This is a genomic window from Bacillus cereus group sp. BfR-BA-01523 (assembly GCF_022662615.1).
In the GTDB taxonomy this organism is placed as follows: domain Bacteria; phylum Bacillota; class Bacilli; order Bacillales; family Bacillaceae_G; genus Bacillus_A; species Bacillus_A mycoides.
In genome coordinates this window covers 708,612-730,566 of record NZ_JAKUDX010000002.1, presented here as the reverse complement: position 1 = coordinate 730,566, position 21,955 = coordinate 708,612, and the positions used below count along the sequence as shown (strand labels likewise).

The window sequence follows — 21,955 nt, the reverse complement described above, 5'->3', positions numbered from 1 at the left end:
AAGGAAGGCTTGCAATTATGAAGAAAAAGACGATCCTAAAACATATTAGGGTCGCCTTTTTTTATTAAATAGAAAAACGCTTATATTTCTCATAATCACTTGTCTTACATTCTAGTGCCATTTTCGTACCTTCGTTTTCATAACTCGTAGATAAAACGTGTGCATGATTGTTGAAATACGAAACTACCTGCCCTTGATCATACGGAATTAACATTTCACACTTCGTATACTCTTTATAAATGTGTGAACGAACTACTTCTACAAGCTCTTTAATTCCAACATGTTTCTTCGCAGATAGATAAACGCGATCTTCTTGCACTTTCGGAATTTCAACATCTACCAAATCTGATTTGTTATATGCATATATCGTCGGGATATTTTCCACGCCAATTTTCTTTAACGTTTCATTTGTAATATCAATTAATTGCTCATAATTGGGATTTGAGTAATCTACAACGTGAATGAGTAAATCCGCTTCTGCCACTTCCTCTAGCGTTGAACGGAAGGCTTTCACAAGATGATGCGGTAATTTACTTACAAATCCAACAGTATCCGTTAATAAAAATGATTTATTATCCGGCAAATCAATATTTCGTACAGATGTCTCTAACGTCGCAAATAACATATCTTTTTCAAATACTTGTTTTTCTACAGTACCATTAAAAATTTCAAGCATTGTATTCATTATCGTTGATTTACCTGCATTCGTATATCCTACTAATGATACAACTGGCATTTCATTTTTCTTACGTTGTTTACGCTGCGTTTGACGCTGTGCAACAAGTGCCTCTAATTCTTTATTTAGAGCTGCAATTTGTTCTTCAATTTTACGACGATCTAATTCCAACTTCTTCTCACCGACACCTTTATTTTTCGTGCCAACTCCCCCGCTTTGTCTTCCTAAAGATTCACGAAGACCGATTAAACGAGGCATCATGTACTGAAGATGGGCCACTTCTACTTGCAACTGCGCTTCTTTCGTTTTCGCACGTTGCGCAAAGATATCTAAAATTAAAATGGTACGATCAATTACTTTACAATCTAAATCCTCTTCTAAATTTCGAATTTGTGAAGGAGATAATTCGTCATTAAAGATGACCATATTTGCATCTGCTTCTTTCACATACGCTGCTACTTCTTCAATCTTCCCTTTTCCAATATAATGCGACGGATTTACTCGTTGTAAATTTTGCGTCACTTGACCGATTACTTCCACATCACAAGCTTCCGTAAGATTTGCTAACTCTTCCATCGAATATGCAAAATCAGCTTCCTTACCTAAATTTACTCCAACTAATATTGCTCTTTGTAATAATTCTTCCATATATTTATTCCTCCATTTCGATTACGCAAAATAAAAAACACAGGTCACTGCCTGTGTTTTCGTAAACGGATAAGGGTTCACCAAAGAAATAGAAGAAAGCAGTGCTTTCGTCCTATACATGGTCAAAAAGTCCCAAGATAGTATACGTATCCAACAAGTGTTCACCTATACTATCCCATTCTATTTATAAAGGCAAAACAAAAAGAGGGCGTATTCGTCCCTCCCTCTTTTTCACATATAAGCTTAATAAAGGGTTCCTTTAAAATAGGCAGACCAATCCCGTTCACTCTGTACACAGACAGAGCCTTTGAGCGCTATTCAATTATCGGCACAAAGTATTGAGACGTAATCTGATTAAGATCAAAGGAAGCCCCTCCGTTCATTTTAAGTTAAATAAAGTGTAGCATAAGTAATTCGCTTTCACAAGATTAAACCACCTATAGAAACCGAAAGAAAATCTTTATATTTTTACTTTAATCGTCATTTTTTGCGAGTTCTTCTCACAATGAAAATAACAACAGCAATTATTAATAACACACCTATAGAAATGATAGTCACTTGCCACCAACTTAAACCGCTTACCATTTCATCTTTTAAATACACTTTCTTCGTCGGAACAGACTCTTTTGCAATATGACTTAAAGCATTTTTCTCAATCTCTGCCTCATCTAATCTCTTCGTTCCACTGCAGATAGATGTCTCTAACTTTTCCTCTCCTCTAGAAGAAGAAAAGACTAAGTACTCTCCTCCCTCTGCAAAACGAAATGCACAGCTACTTACACTTGTATATATAATAATTCGCGAAGAACTTGTCCCTTTCCAAATTTTCTTCACTTCAAATAATGTTTTAATTCCGCCTTCACCTTTCTCTTGAACTTCTAACACCTTACCTTCAAACACCACATCATTTTTTTGAAATGCATCTTCTGATGATACATTAATACAGTCACAAGCATAAGATTTCTCTGGCAAAATAAAAAAAGTAAAGCTACAAATTAAAACAAGAGACAACAAATAAATGATTCTTTTCAAGAATCTCAGACCCCTTCAAAGTATCAATTTTAGAAGCTTTCCGTATATTATTTGGACATCACTCCTCAAATCCCTTTCCACTCATTAAAATATATTAATTTTATTAAACAGAAAATCTTTATTGACATTTTTATAACCTGATATTAGTATCAGGTTATAAAAATAAGTTAGGAGATGTTCCTATGAATTCTAAATCTCGTATTACCGCAATTGGTACTTATGTTCCAGATCAAGTATTGTCTAATAACGATTTAGAAAAGATGGTCCATACGAATGATGAATGGATTGTACAAAGAACAGGCATGAAAGAAAGAAGAATTGCTAACGAAGACGAATACTCCTCACACTTAGCCATTAAAGCAATCGAAAATTTGTGTACAACATATAAGAAAAACTTAGAGGATATTGACTGTATCATCGTCGCTACAACTACTGCTGACTATGTTTTCCCTAGTGTTGCTTGCCAAATACAACAATACTTCAACATACCTCATACACTAGCTTTTGATTTAAATGCGACTTGCGCTGGTTTCACATACGGACTGCATGTCGGTAATAGCTTAATCACTTCTGGATCACATCAAAAAGTACTCGTCATAGCGACAGAGACATTATCTAAAGTTACTGATTACACCGATAGAACGTCCTGTATTTTGTTCGGTGATGGCGCTGGAGCTATTTTATTAGAAAGAGATGAAAACAAACCAAGCTTTATCGCTGCTCACATGGGAACAAACGGTGACGGTGGCATTCATCTATACAGAACAAACTTATCTACTACTATGAATGGCACACCACTACAAACAAGTGAAAAAATTGTTCAAAATGGAAGAGAAGTATATAAATGGGCTGTACGAACAGTACCATACGGCATAAAAGAACTATTACATACTGCAAATTTGCAAATAGATGATATAGAATGGTTCATACCACATAGTGCTAACTTAAGAATGATTGAATCTATTTGCGAAAAATCAAAAATATCTATTCAAAAAACATTAACGAGTGTGGAAGATATGGGGAATACATCTTCCGTCTCTATTCCACTCGCTTTAGATTTAGCTAGAAAAAAAGGAAGATTAAATAACGGAGACACACTTTTGCTATACGGATTTGGTGGTGGACTTACGCATTTAGGGCTTATTGTGGAGTGGGGTTTAGACTAACACTTTTTTATACAGCTAACATTACGGTAAATGAAATTACATCAATGATTTCCTGAATATATCTATCACAGCTCAAAATATATGAACGATTCCAGTTAAACTATTAGTTAATCGCAAAAAAACAGCATTCAAAGATTGATTACCTCCCTTTGAATGCTGCTTCTTTTATCTTAGGCTTATTCACCTGTCCGAGACCACATCACAACAGGAATTAGCAATAATGCTAACACTCCTCCCGCTAATGATAATGCCGCATAACTGGAATTAGCTACTACCATTCCTGACATCGCTCCACCTGAAGCTCCGGCTAACGCAATAAAAACATCTATTTTCCCTTGTGTTTTAGCACGTGTAGAAGGAGTTGTGGAGTCAACGATTTGTGCTGTACCACAAATCAATCCGAGATTCCATCCTAATCCAAGTAAAGAAAGAGCAACAATTAATAATAGTAAAGAATCACTCGGTGCTATCGCAGCTATGACACCCGCTGCAAGTAAAATCACCCCACCAGCTATACTCATCTTAGTACGGCCAATTTTATCAATTAACATTCCTGTAACAAGCGATGGAAGGTACATTGCACCTACATGAAAACCAATCACGAGACCTACTGCACTTAAACCATGACCGTGGTGTCCCATATGAACTGGCGTCATCGTCATAATCGCAACCATAACTACTTGAGTAAGTATCATAACGATTGCTCCAACGGTAACACCACGCTTATTCTCTATTATTTCTTCTGTTACTGGTTGCCCTTTATATGTATGTTCTTGTTTATATGTTTCTATTATGTTAGCAATAATTAACGGGTCTGGACGAAGCATAACAAAAAGAAAAAGACCCGCAAGTATAAATGCCGCTGCTGATAATATGAAAGGACCAGCAAGGTTAGGAATTCCAATTGAATGGGCAAAATCTCCCATTACGCCTACTAAATTTGGACCAGCTACCGCACCAAAAGTCGTCATAACCATCGTAATACTAATAGCAGTTGCTCGTTGTTTCTTATCTGCTAAATCGGTACCAGCATAACGAGCTTGTAGATTCGTCGCTGTACCTGCACCGTATATGAGTAAAGAAACTAGTAAAAGAATAATACTATTTGTTAACGCAGCCAATACAACTCCAATAGCCCCTAGTCCCCCTACTATAAACCCTGTTGCAAGTCCTATTCGGCGACCATATTTTTGCGATAACTTCCCAACAAAGAAAGCCGCTACCGCAGATCCCATTGTAAACATAGCAGCCGGTAATCCTGCATACGCATCCGTCCCAAGCATTTGCTGTGCAAGAAGTGCACCTACTGTAATACCAGCAGCTAATCCCGCTCCGCCAAACATTTGTGAAATACTTACGATTATTAACGTTCGTTTATATAATTTTTGTTGCTCTTCTTCTGTATACATACGCTTACTTATTAAAGTATCTGCTGTATCTATCATTTCCTCACCCTCCCTATGAAACTAATATCTCTTGTTAATGTACTATAAAACAACAAAATCCCAAAATTTAAAGCGATTAAATTTAGCCATATTTCGTTACTCCTACACCTTAAATAATGCTAAGTTCCTTTCGTGAAGAAACTTAGCAAAAAAATTATTGTTTCCAAATAATGATTAAAGTGCGATTTATTACAAATACCATTCCAAGAATAATAGCTAAGGTTATTTGATCAACAACATATAGAGCAAGTGAGGTAACTCCAAACAATATGATTTCCAACATAAACCTATATGGTTCTGGCAGTTTTAATGATGCTTTAGGTGCAATGAAAATCCCCCATATTGTCGCAAAAAGTAGTGGTGAGCCAATTCCAAAAATAAATTTCACATATACACTTTCCCAAAATTGAAAGCCCCAGTAACATAGTGATGCAAGAGCACATAATTCTAGAAAAAATCGAATCGCTAAATTTATAGGTTTTATAAACATTTAAAGAACACCCCTTTGAAAAATATATTTAAAATCCTATGAAAATAATATTATGCATCCGTTATTTGAACTTGATACGTGCCCATTCATGACATGTAAAAAACAATTATACAACTTATTAATATTATTCAGTTTACCTTTCTAAACTTCGAAAACTTGATCTTGACGGATAATGAATGAAAGCAAATACTTAATGACAGTGATACATATGCCTATAATCACAAAATAAAGAACTCCACGGTTTACGTTTCGCCCATTACCGAGGAGTTCCCAAAATAACTCTATAAATTTTTTTGACAGCTAACGTTCCATAATTAAAATGCGATTCATATTTAGCCTATTCCCCTACTACTCTTTCTTAAAGCTTCCCCTTCCTAAAACAACAAACTTACTACAGCACAAACTAAAATAATTGGTACACTCGCTTTATATAAAATACTTCCAACTAAAAAGCTGTCTTGTAATTTGGTAAAACCAAATTACAAGACAGCTTCCCTCCATATTTCCTATACAAACCTTCTTACTATTTAGCCCCTGCATCTTGCACGGATTCAATTTTCTTTTTCTTTCCTTCTTTTATTTCATTATAATAAGAAGGTAATTCTATATTATGCTCTAAGAAATAATCCTCAATCAATGAAATAATTACTTTCAATGTTTTCAAACGGGCGTATAATTTATCATTACTCGCGATAATATGCCATTTTACATTCGGCTTATTTGTATTTTCAAACATGTCTTCCATTGCTTCGACATACTCATCCCATTTTTCACGATTACGCCAGTCTTCGTCTGTAATTTTCCACCTTTTAAGAGGGTTGTTCTCTCTTTCTGTAAATCTCTTTAACTGTTCGTCTTTACTAATATGATAGAAAAACTTTCCTATTATGTAATGATCATCAGTTAATAGTTTTTCGAAATCATTAATTTCACCATACGCTCTCGTCCACTCTTCGTTTGTAGCAAACCCTTCAACACGTTCAACTAATACACGCCCATACCATGAACGGTCGAATATAGTAATTTGCCCGTACTGAGGCAGTTTCCGCCAAAAACGTTGCAAATAATGATACCGTTTTTCATGAGGAGCAGGTGCTCCAATTGGATTTACTTGGAATCCGCGTGGATCAAGATGTTCAGTCACTCGCTTAATTGCTCCGCCTTTACCTGCCGCATCCCAACCTTCCATAACCATCATAACGGCTATTTTCTCTTCTTTTAATATTTGTTGTAGTGCCAATAAACGCATTTGATATTTTTCAAGTTTCTTATTGTACTTAGATTTCGAATCAATTCTTTTCGTTAAATCTACTTTAGCAAGATGCTCTTTTTCCATCAAACGAATCCCCCTTGTTATATGACAATGTTATTTTAACATATTTATTGGTAATTTTTTCATATTAGTATCTCTTTTAACTAATACTCGTACCCCTCCACCTATATCTATCTTTTATAAGTTGGACGCTACTTTATATTAATAAATTAATCCCCCTGATATGCTTTTTCGTATCCTTTAGCAAGCATTTATTATTAATCAAAAAAAACAAGGAAACTATGCCGAAAAATCTCTACACAGTTTCCTTGTTTTTTTAATGTGCGTGTGACATACTTGGGAAGATTAATAACGAAAAGATAGGAGCTCTATCGATTCACTTATACTACAAACGAATTACAGGCGGAATATCTCCTTCTCGTAAAAAGTAAGCAAACACTGTAAATCCAATAATTAATATTGGAAATAATGTTATTATAATTCCACCTGGTAGTGTTAGAAAAATAGTATTCAAGCTACTCTTCATAGGGAAAGCAATCGAGTATATCCCTAGCAGAAGACTGATTATAGCAATAGCCACATAAACCACTACCGCATACCATGGATTGAGTTCCAATAAAACAACAGAAATAAATATATACAAAAATAACAGTTGTAGAAACATGCTGCTTCCCATACTTACTAATTCTTTCAATATACCCTCCCCTAAACTACATGGTATATTATCTTAAAAAGAGAAGATAATAACAAATAAATCCTTTAAAGAATGGGAGCTCTCTAAAGATGAAACGAAAAATATTTTCTCTCTTTGCACTAATCTGCTTAGCACTACCAATACAAGCTAGTGCATACACATTTCAATCACTACCAATTGCGTCAAAGTCTAAACAGTGGTATATCGAAATTGACAAATCTCATAACTCAAACAAGCAAGCCGTGCAGCCAAAACAAGGTGTATATGATACATATAGTTTACTCTTAAAAAATATTGGTAATGATGTTGCAAATGTATCGGTGGAAATACTTGATAACACACCTACATCTAAAGCTACCTTTAATCCTACTTCATCTAATAACAACGTTTCAAAAAGTCATACAAGCTTTGACTACATGGTATTCCCATTAGACTTTAATAGCCATAATTTTAAAGTTGTCATTACTTGGGAAGAAAAGAATTTCTCTTACAACGGTCATCCAGTACATGAGAGTAAAAAAATGAAGCAAACATTTGTGTTTAATGAAGAGTAAGTCCTAATTTGATTAGGGCTTACTCTTTATTTACAAAACCCGATTGAATTGCTTCTGTCACTTCTTTTGCAATATGTATTTTTGTAGCGTCTACACAGATTTTTTTGTCCCAAACATGTACTGAAGGCTCTTCATTAGACAAATGCTTAATTAAGATGAATCGATTATATGTCATTTTATTTTCTATAGGAGTAGCAATATACACCGTGAAATTCCTTGCTTCAAATACCTTTTCTCCCAAAACGTATTTACATCCCAACTCATGTACTACTAAATCATGTAGATTTTCTATAGTCATATACCATCCCCCTTTTTGCCTACATAATCAATCGAACCGCCGAATACTTGGTACAGACAATGCCATTCCAATTGTTATGAGTACTAAAATAGCTAGCATTATAATTGTTATCTTTCCACCTATTACAGTAGCTAACCAGCCTACAATCACATACCCTAATGGTAATAAAGCAAATGAGCCTAACATATCAAGACTTGCCACTCTTCCAAAAGCTTCTTCTGGTACAAGCTCTTGTAAACTTGTTTCCCAAATAAGCCCAAATATCATAATACCGAATCCTTCAATTGCCATTAATCCAATTAAGGCAGGTGCCCAAGAAACGAAAGGCATAATTAATAGTGCCATTCCACTTATTAAGACACCGCCATACGCAAGTAATCCTCTCTTATGCCACTGCTGCCTCCCACCAAAAATTAGCGCTGCAATTACAGCTCCAGCACCAGAAGCAGCCATACCTAAGCCATACACGTAAGCTTCAAAATGATGATGAACATTAAACAACCATGGAATTAATACAACGATAACGCCTGCATAACAAATATTAACGAAAGAAAAGACTAGAATGGTAATCCACAACCACGGATGACTTTTTAAAACTAAAATACCTTCCATAAACTCTTGTTTGTAATCGATCTTACTCTTTTCAATGGGTTTTACTTTTTTAAACTTAATTTCTTTTAAAAATAATAAACATAAAAATGATAACAAATACGTTGCTGCATCTAGTCCTAAGCCTATCCCTGCAGATGTAACTGATACTATTAACCCACCAAGTGCTGGGCCAATTAATCGTATTCCTTGATTACTCATTTGCGTTAATGCATTAGCTGCATTTCGAATTTCCGGTACAAATACTTTCGCTCTTACAGCTGAATATGCCGGCTGAAATATCCCTTCCATAAGTCCATATAATGCAACAAGTACATATAAAAGTGGAATTGTTAAAATGTCCATAAATATAAGTGTTGCAAATAAGAGCATTAATATACAGCGAATTATATCTGTAAATAACATCAATTTCACCCGGTCAATTCGATCCACGACTAATCCAGCAAACGGTAACGCAAGAATATTAGGAAGCATGTATATTGCCATAGTCATTCCCATTACAACTGTTGAACCAGTTAATGAATACACAACGACTGGCAGAATAACCATCGTTATCGAACTACCTAAAGTCGAAAGTAATTGCCCAATCCATAAAAACTTAAAGTGCGGTGACACTTTAACTGGCAATAACAATTTACCGACATAACCTAAATTTTTCTCTGTTGGTATTTCTCCTTGCATATCTCTCTCCTCTTTTCAAATGATTATAGACTTTATAATGAATAACCGAAAATTAATAATATTCTATTTTTAATTATATAAGAAACTATTATGTTATGGTAAAATTATCAAAAAAAGATAAAGGAGAATACATTATTATGCCTCAAAATTCTCATAATATCGAGCACCGCATCTATACAATGTGTATGATCCAGCGAAATAATGACGCTTTACTTATAAAACGCCCCGACCATCGAGGTTTTCCTGGCTACATAGCTCCTGGTGGAAAAGTAGATTTCCCAGAAAGCATATTACAAGCTGCTATACGAGAATCGAAAAAGGAGACCGGACTCCACGTTTCTAATTTAACTTTCAAGGGGTTAGACGAATATGTAAATCCTAAGGAAAATGTTCGATATATGGTATTTAACTATTGGACAGATTCATTTGAAGGTGAACTCCTTTTGAATCCTCCTGAAGGCGAATTATTATGGGTGCCAATTGATACAGCACTCAATCTTCCTATGCAAGATTGGTTTAAAGAGAGATTCCCATTATTTTTTGAAAAAGGTACGTTTGAAATTCAGCGTGTCTGGGACCCAGACTTGGATAAACAAGTTGCTATGACAATTACGCATACATAAAAAAGCTTGGAATCTCTCCAAGCTTTTCTTACTTTCCCTCTATTTTCTTAATCTCATAATCAATTTCTAAAAACTTAACTCCAAATATCCACATTCTATGATTAGCTTCTAATATTTGATCCTTGCTCTCTTTAATAATAAAAGTCTCTGCTAATGGTAAACGTATTGTAAAGAAACGAGTATGTAAATAAATCCCCTCATCTCCCCTGCCATTCTCTCTTAACTTACTTGTAATGATTAAAGCATTATCATCATTGCATAACTTCAAAATACCAGTCATATTTGAATATGGTAACGGTAATGCGATATTCATATATTTATCTTTCTTGTATGTATGCTTTGAATAAAGAGCTACAAAAATTGTCTCCCCTGCTTCATTTTTTCTTAGCCAAGCCCTTACATTTTCTCTTCCATCCCTCTCATCTATTATCCCAATGATAGAGCCATGCATCGTTTCCCACTTGCCGCCCATTCCTAAATGTATTTGTCCTACACGCTTACTCATTTTCTCATAACAAAATGCAAGCGGGCGGAACCAACGATTCCATTTTATATGCGATTGTAACTCATACTCTTTTGTATTTTCATAGAAACGAGTAATACTTAAAGGAATCTTCGCCATGTCAACTGCCTCACTATGAAAATCATTCATTTTATCAACTAAACCTTTGTATTCCTTGCTATCTATTAAATTTCTGTTATGTAAAAATACTTCACCAACTGTCGCAGTTCCTCTTAACCTGCTCATTGGTTTCCCGTAATATTTATAATTCGGAGTACTCTTTTCAATCATCCAACCAACAAATGCTGGTAACGCTACTCCAATTCCATTTACAACACCGTGAATCCAGACCATTTGTGCAATTGTAATCGTCATTACTTGTTTGAAATTTCCGTATGAATATATGAGTGAAAACATTATTGTTACCATAAGTGTACTGGATGAAAGAGTAAGGAGAATCTTTGCACTTATAGCATTGAATTTCGTTCTCCACACGTAAACTCCATATCCATAAATCGCACATAAATATATGAACACTGCAAAAAATTCAAATATCCTTGAGTATGTAATTCCTATCGCAACTGTCATAGGTGAAATGACTATGATAAACATAATAGCATCATACACTTTACTTCTCTTTTCTCTTTCCCTTCCAAGTAAACCAGCTGATAACGGCAATAGAAATGCCGAGTAATGAAAGTGTGCCGCTGTAAGTAAAACAATGTCAGAACTAAAGTGCATAATTGAAACCTTTGCTACTGAAGCAAAAAACCAAAAACCACCTAAAAACAAATAAATAAACGCACTATCGATAGCCGTCTCTTCTATCGGTTTCCATCCTCTTTCTAACAATCTACTTACACCAAATAACGCAACGATTCCTGTATATGCAAACCAAAGTAGCGCAAAGAAATAGTGATTTGTTACGAAAGCTAGCATTGCACTGATTGCTGCGATTGGATATAAAAACGATACAAATTTATAAAATAATACATACGATCCATTTCTTTTTTTCTTGTCAATAATACAAAAAGACATCGGTATAAATAACAAAATAGATAATAAAATAATTGCTTCAACTGGGTTTACATTTGACCACTCACATATTAGAAAAATAATATAGCAAGCAAGCCCAAATAGTATATTTTTCATATCGTTTATTCCCTTTCCACAAATGTTCCCTTATATGAAAATAACGAACCAATTAACGGATTCCGTACTTGTACATGAATTCGAAAACATTGCAGTGCATCATCATAACTTTCAACAATTTTTGCCTCTCCATATAAAAATTTTGGTAACGGGATTTTTCTTCCAAACATAAAAAACCATTGTTTCTTTGAAGAAATATGCATCCCGTCTTTTTCATCAATATAAAAATTCAATGTAGAAACGAGTAAATGTGGCTCACCAAAATAATCTACAATTTCATTATTCTCTTCATCCAACTGCATAACAGCGTTAAAATATCTTTTCTTATTATGAAAATAAAAAGTACGATTCCACCGTACAAACTCATTTCCATGTTCATCTCGCTCAGCGGTATTATGTATCACAAACGGAACTTTTTGCCCTCGCTCAGAGAAAAACATTCGAAACTTCGATGTAATTTTTAATATTAATTTAACGAAAAAAGATCCTCCATAAATTTCATCCATTTCCCCTTCCCCAATAAAGCTATTTTCCTTTGTTATCGCATATCGTTCCTGCAATTTTGGATGAAGCCTTTTATAAGAATCCCCTAATAATCTTTCATAAATATTAACCATATACTTATCCCTTTCTCGTCCTCTTGCAATTTTTTGCGCTTGGCAAATTCGTGCTATTTATATAACCGACAATCGATAACCCTATTAGAAGAAAATTTAATGTAATCGGATTAAACGGTTGCGTAAAACTAGCGATATTCGTCGATCCTGCCGCTAATGTTAAAACTATCAACAATATAATATGCAATATAAATAGTTTTCGCTTTTGAAGTGGCAATAGCCACATAACACCCCATATTATTTCTAAAAATCCAACTATTTTAAGTATAAAAATACTACTTTCATTCGATCCGATTAGTGCAGAAAGCATCTTTACTTCTTCTGAATGAGTAAACATCAATTTCGGTACAATCCCTTGATATAACCATACGAAAGCAAATAAAAAGCAAACTAGCCAATACGTCATCGTTCTTCTAATTAGCAACTTAGGATGAAGTCCCTTTTCTAACCATAATTTTAAAGCATCAAAACTCCATGCTGTCGCCCAACCTAATAGTGGACGAAAAACATATAAATCTATCACATTTCCTATACGACCAAATCTCGTATCATAATCATATTGCGTTTCAAAATGAATATGTTCTTCATTCGGTGTATACTTCCAATAACCACGCCCTATTTGTATAAGTGATAATTGATTGTCTGTCCAAAATTTTAAAGAGGAAATGCGTTCTCCAGTTTCTTTTCTTATTTCACCTATCGATTCCCCTTCTCCGGCTATTTCAAGTCCAAATCCGATCTTTGTTTTATATAAAAACTTCTGTGGTTCTCCCCCTTTTTTTCTAAATACGAAATCTCAGTAAAACGAGCATCCCACTCTGTATGTATATCAGGCTCTTGTGTATATGCCCATAGTTTCTCCATTGTTGTGTTCATTTCTGTGGCTACATAAATAGGCTTTTTCTTCCTCATCCTTCCACCTCCCATGCGCTATATTTTCAATGTACATGCAATGAATCGATTTTGCTACATTTTTCACAAACTAATTTAATAAAAAGATAGAATTTCAAAAAAATACAAAAAACACTTGATTCCCTGAAAAATTTAAATTATTATAAAACAAATGTTACCAACAACTTCATAAATCATACACTCTCGCCTAAAACGTGAGATAGAGGTTGCAACGCTTATAAGTATTCTAAAGGAGACACAGAGATGTCTATGATTTTAGAGGAAAGGAAGTGTTGCCGAAATTGATAAATTTCTCTGCATTTATCAATTGGGGCTGTTTTCGAATAGAAACAGAACTGTCATATGTACAGACGTGTACGTATGAAGAGCTATCTACAAAAAAGAGATATCATTTTTATGATATTCCTTTTTTGGCGGTTTTTTTATTAGCTCCGTTTTCTGTTTCCCTTTTCCTGTAACAGCACCATCCTCACTTATTTGAGATGGTGTTTTTTGTTTTTCTCTCTGGTAACTACAGGAATATTGGGATTTGTATATGTCCTAACCTATTCTTAAAAATGGACGAAAGAAGGAATTCGTAATGGAAACGATTGTACAAAAATTTGGCGGTACTTCTGTCGGAAGCGTCGAACGCATTCAACATGTAGCAAATTTAATTATTGAAGAATATGAACGAGGACATAGTATTGTCTCTGTCGTTTCAGCAATGGGAAAAAGTACGGATAAACTTGTAGCACTTGCTAACGCTATTACTGAAAATCCAAGTAAACGTGAAATGGATATGCTCCTATCTACAGGAGAACAAGTAACTATTTCATTATTAACAATGGCACTACAAACAAAAGGTTATAACGCAATTTCATTAACAGGATGGCAAGCTGGTATTACGACAGAATCTGTACATAGTAGTGCACGGATTACTGACATTAACACCACTCGTATTCAGTCTCACCTTACTGAAGGCACGATTGTTATAGTAGCTGGTTTCCAAGGAGTAAGTGAAGAAAATGAAATTACCACACTTGGCCGCGGTGGCTCTGATACGACTGCTGTCGCATTAGCTGCTGCACTAAAAGCAAAAAAATGTGATATTTATACGGATGTGACCGGCGTATATACGACTGATCCACGAGTTGTACAAGATGCTTATAAATTAGATGAAATTTCTTATGACGAAATGTTAGAGCTTGCCAACCTCGGTGCTGGCGTATTACACCCACGCGCTGTTGAATTTGCTAAAAATCATAATGTAATTTTAGAAGTTCGCTCAAGTATGGAACAAGAAAACGGAACAATTGTAAGGGGAGAATGTAACATGGAACAACAATCAATCGTTAAAGGTATTGCATTTGAGGATAATATTACACGCGTCACAATTAAAGGATTAGAACAAGGTGCACTTTCAACAGTTTTCTCTACATTAGCAGCAGCACATATTAATGTAGATATTATTATTCAAAGTATTACAAATGAAGGAACTGTTCACCTCTCCTTCTCAATCCATTCTAATGATTTAAGAGAAACATTAGAAGTATTGGAACAAAATCAAGAAGCACTTCACTACGAATCTGTAGAACATGAAAATCATTTAGCAAAAGTATCAATTGTAGGATCTGGTATGGTATCTAACCCAGGAGTTGCTGCGAATATGTTCACTACTTTAAAAGAAGAAGATATTCATATTAAAATGGTAAGTACATCAGAAATTAAAGTATCTGTCGTTATTGACCGTCTTCATTTAGTAACGGGTGTTGAAGCACTTCATCAATCATTTATGGCGAAAATTGAACCTTTAGTGCAAATGATTTAATTTCCACCAGTAAAACTTACAACAAATTATATGAATCTATTTCCTTCCTATATAAATAGAAAGCTGTTTGCATAGTGGAAAGTGAGAAAAAGGTTATTTAGTTTAAAATAAAGTCGTTTGAAGAACAATAAAATTGTTAAAAAGCGGAAGCAAGTCATTCTATTCAACAATCGGGCAGTTATCTCCCACCTAACTTCCTCGCATTCGCCGAATTTTGAGGTGGGAGTCTTATTGCCCGCAAATAGCGGGATAAATTTTTACACATAAGGAGATAAAGACTATGGCAAACAACAGATTACTAAGAATGGACAATGTCAGCATCGTTGTAGAATCTCTTGATAACGCAATCTCTTTCTTCAAGGAGATTGGATTAAAACTCGAAGGGCGAGCTACTGTCGAAGGTGAATGGGCTGGTCGCGTAACTGGACTCGGTTCTCAGTGCGTAGAGATTGCTATGATGGTTACGCCAGATGGTCACAGCCGAATTGAACTTTCGCGATTTCTTACCCCACCTACTATAGCAGATCACCGGACAGCTCCTGTAAACGCCCTCGGTTATCTGCGCGTCATGTTCACCGTCGAGGACATTGACGAAATGGTATCCAGACTTACTAAGCATGGTGCTCAGCTCGTTGGAGAAGTAGTTCAGTATGAGAACTCGTATCGGCTCTGCTACATTCGTGGAACCGAAGGAATTCTAATCGGTTTAGCGGAAGAACTCGGTAACAAATAAGTAATGTTTTATTAGACGTCTTTACTGAAGTAAACATATTTGAAAGAACTTTACGCTTAATAAAACTTAGATTTTGAACCCCGTCCTAGCTTTAGAACGGGGTTATGCTTGTTTAAACTTTTTAAAACATTATCAACATCCCAAAATCATTATAAAACAATTCAATTACTTGTTATACTCTTTCCTAGGAAATATAACGGACTCTTCTCACTTCTTATCATATATATCTTTTCTTTTAAAAAACGATCTGAACTCATTCAAAATAACTTTCTTCACGTCAGAGTAAAAAACCATCATGAATAGTGCAATTCCTAATAAAATCTCTTGAATTCCTTCGTAATCAATGAAAGCACTCATAATTAGCAAACCAAATCCAATATAAAAACCAAACTCATTCTCTTTCTCAAAATCCTCATCTTCTTCATCAATATGTATTTTCTCTTTAAAGTTTTGATTCCCTTTTATTAATTCATCGAGCGTAACGTTGTACATTTCGCTCAATAAAATTAAATTATCAATGTCAGGGTAACTTTTATCATTTTCCCACTTATACACAGCTTGCCTAGTTACCCCAATTTTCTTTGCAACATCCTCTTGCGAAAAACCCTTTGACTCTCGTAATTTTTTTAATTGTTCTCCCAAGTTCATAACGCCCCCTCCTTTAACAAATTATTACATAAAAGGAGATAAAAAAGAAAGAAACTATTAGTAACACTCACTGTAAACCACCAGTTTACACAATAAAAAAGGGAGAGTAACTCTATTTTCGAGCCACTCTCCCTCTCACTTATATTAAAACAAATGAATGTTTTCTTTCTTACAAGCTTCACGTAAATCATCAGGCCATACAGAAGATTGAACTTCACCGATATGTGCTTTACGTAAGAAGTACATACACATTCTTGATTGGCCGATACCACCACCAATTGTTAATGGTAGTACGTCTTCTAAAATACCTTTATGGAAATCATACTCACGTTTGAAGTCTTCACCAGTTTTCGTTAATTGCTCATCAAGTGCTTTACTATCAACACGAATTCCCATTGATGATAATTCGAACGAAGCTTGTAGTACTGGGTGCCAGAATAAAATGTCACCGTTTAATTTCCAATCATCATAATCGGACGCGCGTCCATCGTGCTTTTCACCTGAACGGAGTGCATCACCAATTCCAATAATAAAGACTGCACCGTGTTCTTTCGCAATTGCATGTTCACGATCTTTCGGTGTTAATTCTGGATATTTATCTTCCAGTTCTTGAGAAGTAATGAAAACAATTTCTTCTGGTAAATACTTTCCAAGGAACGGATACTTTTCAAATAAGTGATCTTCCAATTCTTTGAATATTCCATAAATTGTTTGTACTGTTTTTTGTAAGTAATCGATAGTACGCCATTCTTTTTGAACGATTTTTTCCCAATCCCATTGGTCAACATAAATGGAATGCGTTGCATCAAGTTCTTCATCACGACGAATCGCGTTCATGTTTGTATATAAACCTTCACCAGCTTCATATCCGTATTCATGTAATGCGAATCTTTTCCACTTCGCTAGTGAATGTACAATTTCTAATTCTTCTCCTGAATGTAACATATCAAATTCAATTGGACGTTCTACACCGTTTAAGTGATCGTTTAATCCTGATTTCTTCGTTACGAATAATGGTGCAGATACGCGGAATAGTTCAAGTCGTTTTGCTAATTGATCCTCAAAAAATGTTTTAACTTCCTTAATTGCGATTTGAGTCTCTCTTACTGTCATTAATGATTGATACATGGTGGTTTCCTCCTAAAATGTTTGGATGTTGTGAAAAGAAGCCAACAAAAAAAGCCCTTCTTTCCCAAAAAACTGGGACGAAAGACTTTGGTTCCGCGGTACCACCCAAATTAGCAACAGAGGTTGCTCACTTATACAATACGGAGATTAAAAAATCTCGATACTGTTCTTCTTGTAACGGCGAAGTTCCCGGCTAAGTCTACTTTCCTATAAAGGATTTCGGTTAGCGACTCCAGGAGGTTCTTCATAATAGGCTTCGTATCAGGCTCCCACCGTCCCTGACTCGCTTAAACTACATCCTACTACTACTCGTCCTTTCATAGTCGTTTTATTGTCACATCTCTGAAACATTTTATTAATGATTATTCTATACAAAAAATCGATAAAGTCAACAAAAAGTTTTAAAATATTTTTCAATTCTTTATTTTATGCCTTTATCGACTGTTCTTAATATAACATTTTTATTTCCTTTGTCTCTTCAATCCAAAAAACATTTCACTAATTGAAACTAACATATATACAACAACTAGTGTGATTGTTCGAAATATAGAATCCGCAGTATTTCTTATTATTTTCATTTTCTTTATAATTCCTTTCAGTTTACTTGCAATTTCATGATATACTATAGCATTCAAGCAGTTTGTTTTTATTTAAAGCAAGCATAGTCATTTATCGATAGTATTTTTCTAAAACATTGGCTATTATCAAATCAGATTTTTTATATAACGGAGTGATCATATGAGTAAAACGAAAGCAAAACCGAAAAAAGGTGTAGGACAAGGTACAGGAAGTAAAGGATGGAACCGTTGGCAATCAAGTGCGAAAAAGAAAGCTGCAAAACCATACAAAAGCAAAGGTACAAAGAAATAAAATAAATAGTGGGAGACGAACAACTCCCACTATTTAAAGTTTCACTTTATCTCTTTACTTTGTACAAAACAAAATATAATTATTACAACAAAAAAGCTATGCTTTCATCTCTATGAAAGCATAGCTTTTTGCATATTAAATCATAAGAATATCGCGGATTTCTTCCTCCGTAATAGAAGATAACTTCTCTTCTCCCGGCTCGATAATTTCAGCGATTAAATTTTTCTTACTCTCTTGTAACTCGTGCATTTTTTCTTCAATTGTTCCATGTGCTACTAACTTAATCACTTGCACTGTATTTTTTTGTCCCATTCGATACGCTCTATCCGCAGCTTGTTGTTCAACAGCTGGATTCCACCACAAGTCGTACAATATAACTGTATCTGCACCTGTTAAATTTAGTCCTGTGCCACCAGCTTTTAACGAAATAAGAAATAGATCCCCTTCTCCTTCGTTAAACCGATTGCATAGCTCTACACGTTCTTGCGCTGGTGTACTCCCGTCTAAATAAAAGTATGGAACTGCTTGACGATTTAATTCACGTCCGATTATCGAAAGCATCTTCGTAAATTGGGAAAAGATAAGAATTCTCTTCCCTGTACTTCTGCATTCCTCCAAAATTTCTAGCAGCTGATCAAATTTAGCTGAACTACCTTTATAGTCATCAACAAACAAAGCAGGATGACAACAAATTTGCCGTAGTCTCGTTAAACCAGCTAAAACCCGAATTTTATTTTTACGTAACGTATCTTTATCCAAATGTTTTAACGTTTCTTCTCTTAACTTTGCTAAATAAGCTGCGTAAAGCCTCTTTTGATCTGGTAAAAGTTCTGATGATTGCAAGTGCTCAATTTTTTCTGGGAGTTCGTGTAATACATCACCCTTTAACCTTCTTAACACGAAAGGTTTTACCCGCTTCGCAATATCTTCACGTCTTAAATCACCGAACTCTTTTCTTCCCGGTAATAATTCTGGGAAGACGACGTGGAAGATAGACCATAGCTCTTCTAATGAATTTTCTACAGGTGTTCCTGTTAATCCAAAACGGTACTCCGCCTGCACTGTTTTTACCGCTCTTGCAGTTTGCGTCGTATGATTTTTAAACGCTTGTGCTTCATCAAGAAATAGCGTATGAAATGGCTGCTCATATAACCTTATATCTCTTCTCAGTAGAGGATATGACGTAATGACAACATCAAATTTCGTTATATCTTTTAAAATTTTTCGGCGCTCTGCTTGATTTCCATCGGCAATAACTGCTCTAATATGTGGAGCGAATTTTTTTAACTCACTAAGCCAGTTGTAAACGAGGGACGACGGAGAAACAACTAATATAGGCAGTTTCTTCTCTCGAATTTCCGGCAAAACAGAGTCTATAAAAGCAATACTTTGCAACGTTTTCCCCAGTCCCATATCATCAGCTAAAATGCCGCCAAAACGATAATAGGCAAGTGTTTTCATCCACTGGAATCCGTATGTTTGATACTCTCTCATTATCGCATCTAAGCCACTTGGCACCGCAAACTTCAGCTTTTTAGGGTTTTGAATGTTCTCTACCAATTCTTGAACAGACTCATCTAAACTTAATACGTTTCCTTCTTGCAGTGAATTCATCCATTTCACACTACGAATAAGAGGGACATCTATTTCTTCGCCCTTTAAAAATCCTTTTCGAATACTAGATTCTTTTATAAACTGATTAATATCATTAAACTCTTTACTCTCAAGTGATAGTAGAGCACCACTTGCTAAACGATAATATTTTCGTTTCTCTTCAAGTGCCACTAATACCCCTTTAATTTCTGCCTCTGGAATACCTTTTATATCAAAGCGGAATGATAACCAATCAATTCTCTCTTTCCTTCTAACTCTTATAAGAGGAGCTGTGTCTCCCTTATGAATTCGTAATTTGATTGCTGACGTCGCATAAATATCAACTAAACCTTTTAACGTTGGAACAGCATGATATAAAAAGTTATACTCAGCTTCTTCATTATGCATAAAATAACCGCCTTCCGTTTTCGCAAAGGCACTTTCACTCATAATGTCTAAAATCTCTTTTTCCTTTTTCTCATCACGATTAAAAACAGATGGCTGCCCATCCTCTTCTAACGGATTAATCACGACGTTTCCATAATGAAATTCGAGACCTGCTAACAAACGATTTTTCACTCGATCTAAATACAATTTTGCTTTTAATGCGGGTGTTTCAACACGATCTGATACTACCTCATCTATTCGCACAGTTCCTAGCTTCATTAACCCTGGTACAACTTTTGCTACAAAGTGCTCCATCTTATCTGCTGGAATATACAATTGGTTACTACTAGAACGATTCATCATTTTTTGTAATTCGATAAGTCGCTTACAATCCTCAGCATTCAACTGATACAGTTTCCCTCCAAATAGAGCATAACTATACGTATCCATTACTTCTACTTGTTGTAAGCCGTCAATATAAAGTGTAAACCCACCGTTACTCCCTTTATTAAACTCAAAATGTAAAGGAAGTAGCCCTTTTGAAATTTGTAAACCGTGAAAAGATTTTCCATCTTGATTAAGTCCCACAAACTCAACTTTAGAAAGTAAAGAAAGCATATCCTTCCATGAAGCTGGCGGTATTAAAATCATACTATCATCTTGTTTTGCATGTACTTCCAGTGTATCCTCATACATTTTTTCATTATGATAAATTTTAATGAGCTGCTGAATAATCGCATCCGTTTCTTGCTTAAAGCTATGTACATCTGGTGTATATGTAAATTTATTCGAACAATTATAGGACTCTCTTTTCTCCACATTGGAAAGAAATTCTCTAATATGATTTACAAAATACATCTTGGCGAGTTTAAACTGAATACCTAGCAGTGCCCCACCATTTTTCGTAACTACTGGCGTACATATAAATTCAACATGAAGTATTTCACGTGTATCAAAACGGTGTTGTTTACTTTTTGGTCTTAATGGTTTTTCTGCAAATAAATGAAACATCCCGCTTGTTAATTGATCATTTCCACTCATATTCCCGCTACTAATAGGCACCATTCCACCGGTTTGCTGATTATAATTTATTTGTATCAATACTGCCGCAACATGTTGACAGTATGTTTGAAAAGACGCTAACGAAGGACAACTACATTTCGCAACAACATCACCTTTTTTAGCTTTTTCTACTGTAACATGAAAATCTTCGTTCCCTTTTACCGTCGCTTCGCAAATTTCTTTATTTTCATCATAATGATTTATTATTACTTTATTTGATTTATAATAAGCTTCGCCTCTTTTATATGAGGTTTCTCCGCATACTTCTTTAATAATCGATTTATTTAATGTAAAACCCATTTTTTGACACTTCCTTACTGTAAAACCATTTTCTCTTACTTAACATTTTACA

The 21,955-nt window shown here is 35.0% G+C and carries 19 protein-coding genes, 1 pseudogene, 1 riboswitch and 1 other annotated feature; of the genes and pseudogenes, 6 read left to right on the top strand and 14 right to left on the bottom strand.

The genetic code is table 11. The annotated features are described in order from the left end of the window. Nucleotides 1–64 precede the first annotated feature (64 nt). Both hflX and MR066_RS08190 read right to left on the bottom strand, forming a co-directional pair. A complete protein-coding gene (gene hflX / locus MR066_RS08195) occupies nt 65–1,324 on the bottom strand; it encodes a GTPase HflX (RefSeq protein WP_061675719.1) in 1,260 nt (419 codons plus the stop codon). Between the two features lie 480 nt (nt 1,325–1,804). Beyond that, nucleotides 1,805–2,356 (bottom strand): cobalamin biosynthesis protein CbiN, encoded by a 552-nt coding sequence (locus tag MR066_RS08190; RefSeq protein WP_242246668.1) that lies wholly within the window; start codon nt 2,354–2,356, stop codon nt 1,805–1,807. Between the two features lie 182 nt (nt 2,357–2,538). Here MR066_RS08190 and MR066_RS08185 point away from each other — a divergent pair, with 182 nt between their 5' ends. Further along, nucleotides 2,539–3,522, top strand: coding sequence for a ketoacyl-ACP synthase III (locus tag MR066_RS08185; protein WP_113938100.1), 984 nt, complete (start codon nt 2,539–2,541; stop codon nt 3,520–3,522). 176 nt (nt 3,523–3,698) lie between these two features. Here the strand turns inward: MR066_RS08185 and MR066_RS08180 are convergent, their stop codons facing one another. From MR066_RS08180 to MR066_RS08165, 4 genes are all read right to left on the bottom strand, one after another. After that, nucleotides 3,699–4,967 carry an MFS transporter gene (locus MR066_RS08180; protein WP_242246666.1) on the bottom strand — a complete coding sequence of 423 codons (1,269 nt, stop codon included), beginning with the start codon at nt 4,965–4,967 and terminating at the stop codon, nt 3,699–3,701. Between the two features lie 154 nt (nt 4,968–5,121). Continuing rightward, nucleotides 5,122–5,457, bottom strand: a complete 336-nt coding sequence (locus MR066_RS08175) for a YrdB family protein (protein ID WP_088292928.1) — start codon at nt 5,455–5,457, stop codon at nt 5,122–5,124. Nucleotides 5,458–5,980: 523 nt separating this feature from the next. After that, entirely contained in the window at nt 5,981–6,793 is an 813-nt protein-coding gene (locus MR066_RS08170; protein WP_242246664.1) for a polyphosphate kinase 2 family protein, read from the bottom strand. A 322-nt stretch (nt 6,794–7,115) separates the two neighbouring features. Next, the gene (locus MR066_RS08165; protein ID WP_242246662.1) at nt 7,116–7,424 is read right to left on the bottom strand and encodes an alpha/beta hydrolase; all 309 of its coding nucleotides are present in this window, start codon (nt 7,422–7,424) and stop codon (nt 7,116–7,118) included. Nucleotides 7,425–7,513: 89 nt separating this feature from the next. Here MR066_RS08165 and MR066_RS08160 point away from each other — a divergent pair, with 89 nt between their 5' ends. Next, nucleotides 7,514–7,978: a hypothetical protein gene (locus MR066_RS08160; RefSeq protein WP_002086342.1), complete on the top strand. Its 465-nt coding sequence runs from the start codon at nt 7,514–7,516 to the stop codon at nt 7,976–7,978. 19 nt (nt 7,979–7,997) lie between these two features. On the opposite strand, the gene MR066_RS08155 is transcribed toward MR066_RS08160, so the two are convergent. Further along, nucleotides 7,998–8,276 (bottom strand): hypothetical protein, encoded by a 279-nt coding sequence (locus MR066_RS08155; RefSeq protein WP_002135550.1) that lies wholly within the window; start codon nt 8,274–8,276, stop codon nt 7,998–8,000. A 27-nt stretch (nt 8,277–8,303) separates the two neighbouring features. Then, a complete protein-coding gene (locus tag MR066_RS08150) occupies nt 8,304–9,566 on the bottom strand; it encodes an MFS transporter (RefSeq protein WP_242246660.1) in 1,263 nt (420 codons plus the stop codon). A 137-nt stretch (nt 9,567–9,703) separates the two neighbouring features. Between MR066_RS08150 and MR066_RS08145 the strand changes: the two genes are divergently transcribed. Further along, nucleotides 9,704–10,189, top strand: coding sequence for an 8-oxo-dGTP diphosphatase (locus MR066_RS08145; RefSeq protein WP_242246658.1), 486 nt, complete (start codon nt 9,704–9,706; stop codon nt 10,187–10,189). 28 nt (nt 10,190–10,217) lie between these two features. Here MR066_RS08145 and MR066_RS08140 read toward each other — a convergent pair whose 3' ends face one another. From MR066_RS08140 to MR066_RS08130, 3 genes and pseudogenes are all read right to left on the bottom strand, one after another. Then, nucleotides 10,218–11,843: a YndJ family protein gene (locus MR066_RS08140; protein ID WP_242246656.1), complete on the bottom strand. Its 1,626-nt coding sequence runs from the start codon at nt 11,841–11,843 to the stop codon at nt 10,218–10,220. A gap of 5 nt (nt 11,844–11,848) precedes the next feature. Next, nucleotides 11,849–12,460: a DUF4166 domain-containing protein gene (locus tag MR066_RS08135; protein ID WP_242246653.1), complete on the bottom strand. Its 612-nt coding sequence runs from the start codon at nt 12,458–12,460 to the stop codon at nt 11,849–11,851. A 4-nt stretch (nt 12,461–12,464) separates the two neighbouring features. Beyond that, nucleotides 12,465–13,372, bottom strand: a pseudogene (locus MR066_RS08130) (DoxX-like family protein). Nucleotides 13,373–13,564: 192 nt separating this feature from the next. Beyond that, nucleotides 13,565–13,751, top strand: a riboswitch (Lysine riboswitch). 201 nt (nt 13,752–13,952) lie between these two features. Here MR066_RS08130 and MR066_RS08125 point away from each other — a divergent pair. Both MR066_RS08125 and MR066_RS08120 read left to right on the top strand, forming a co-directional pair. After that, nucleotides 13,953–15,182, top strand: coding sequence for an aspartate kinase (locus tag MR066_RS08125; protein ID WP_242246651.1), 1,230 nt, complete (start codon nt 13,953–13,955; stop codon nt 15,180–15,182). 280 nt (nt 15,183–15,462) lie between these two features. Further along, nucleotides 15,463–15,915 (top strand): VOC family protein, encoded by a 453-nt coding sequence (locus MR066_RS08120; RefSeq protein ID WP_242246649.1) that lies wholly within the window; start codon nt 15,463–15,465, stop codon nt 15,913–15,915. 207 nt (nt 15,916–16,122) lie between these two features. Here the strand turns inward: MR066_RS08120 and MR066_RS08115 are convergent, their stop codons facing one another. Beyond that, a complete protein-coding gene (locus MR066_RS08115; RefSeq protein WP_242246647.1) occupies nt 16,123–16,563 on the bottom strand; it encodes a helix-turn-helix domain-containing protein in 441 nt (146 codons plus the stop codon). A gap of 144 nt (nt 16,564–16,707) precedes the next feature. Next, nucleotides 16,708–17,691 carry an aspartate--ammonia ligase gene (gene asnA / locus MR066_RS08110; RefSeq protein ID WP_002126735.1) on the bottom strand — a complete coding sequence of 328 codons (984 nt, stop codon included), beginning with the start codon at nt 17,689–17,691 and terminating at the stop codon, nt 16,708–16,710. A gap of 70 nt (nt 17,692–17,761) precedes the next feature. After that, nucleotides 17,762–18,021: a binding site (T-box leader), on the bottom strand. A 408-nt stretch (nt 18,022–18,429) separates the two neighbouring features. Here asnA and MR066_RS08105 point away from each other — a divergent pair. After that, on the top strand, nt 18,430–18,561 hold the full coding sequence (locus MR066_RS08105) for a DUF3934 family protein (RefSeq protein ID WP_000047589.1): 132 nt from the start codon (nt 18,430–18,432) through the stop codon (nt 18,559–18,561). A 135-nt stretch (nt 18,562–18,696) separates the two neighbouring features. On the opposite strand, the gene MR066_RS08100 is transcribed toward MR066_RS08105, so the two are convergent. Continuing rightward, on the bottom strand, nt 18,697–21,903 hold the full coding sequence (locus tag MR066_RS08100; protein WP_242246645.1) for a DEAD/DEAH box helicase: 3,207 nt from the start codon (nt 21,901–21,903) through the stop codon (nt 18,697–18,699). Nucleotides 21,904–21,955 lie beyond the last annotated feature (52 nt).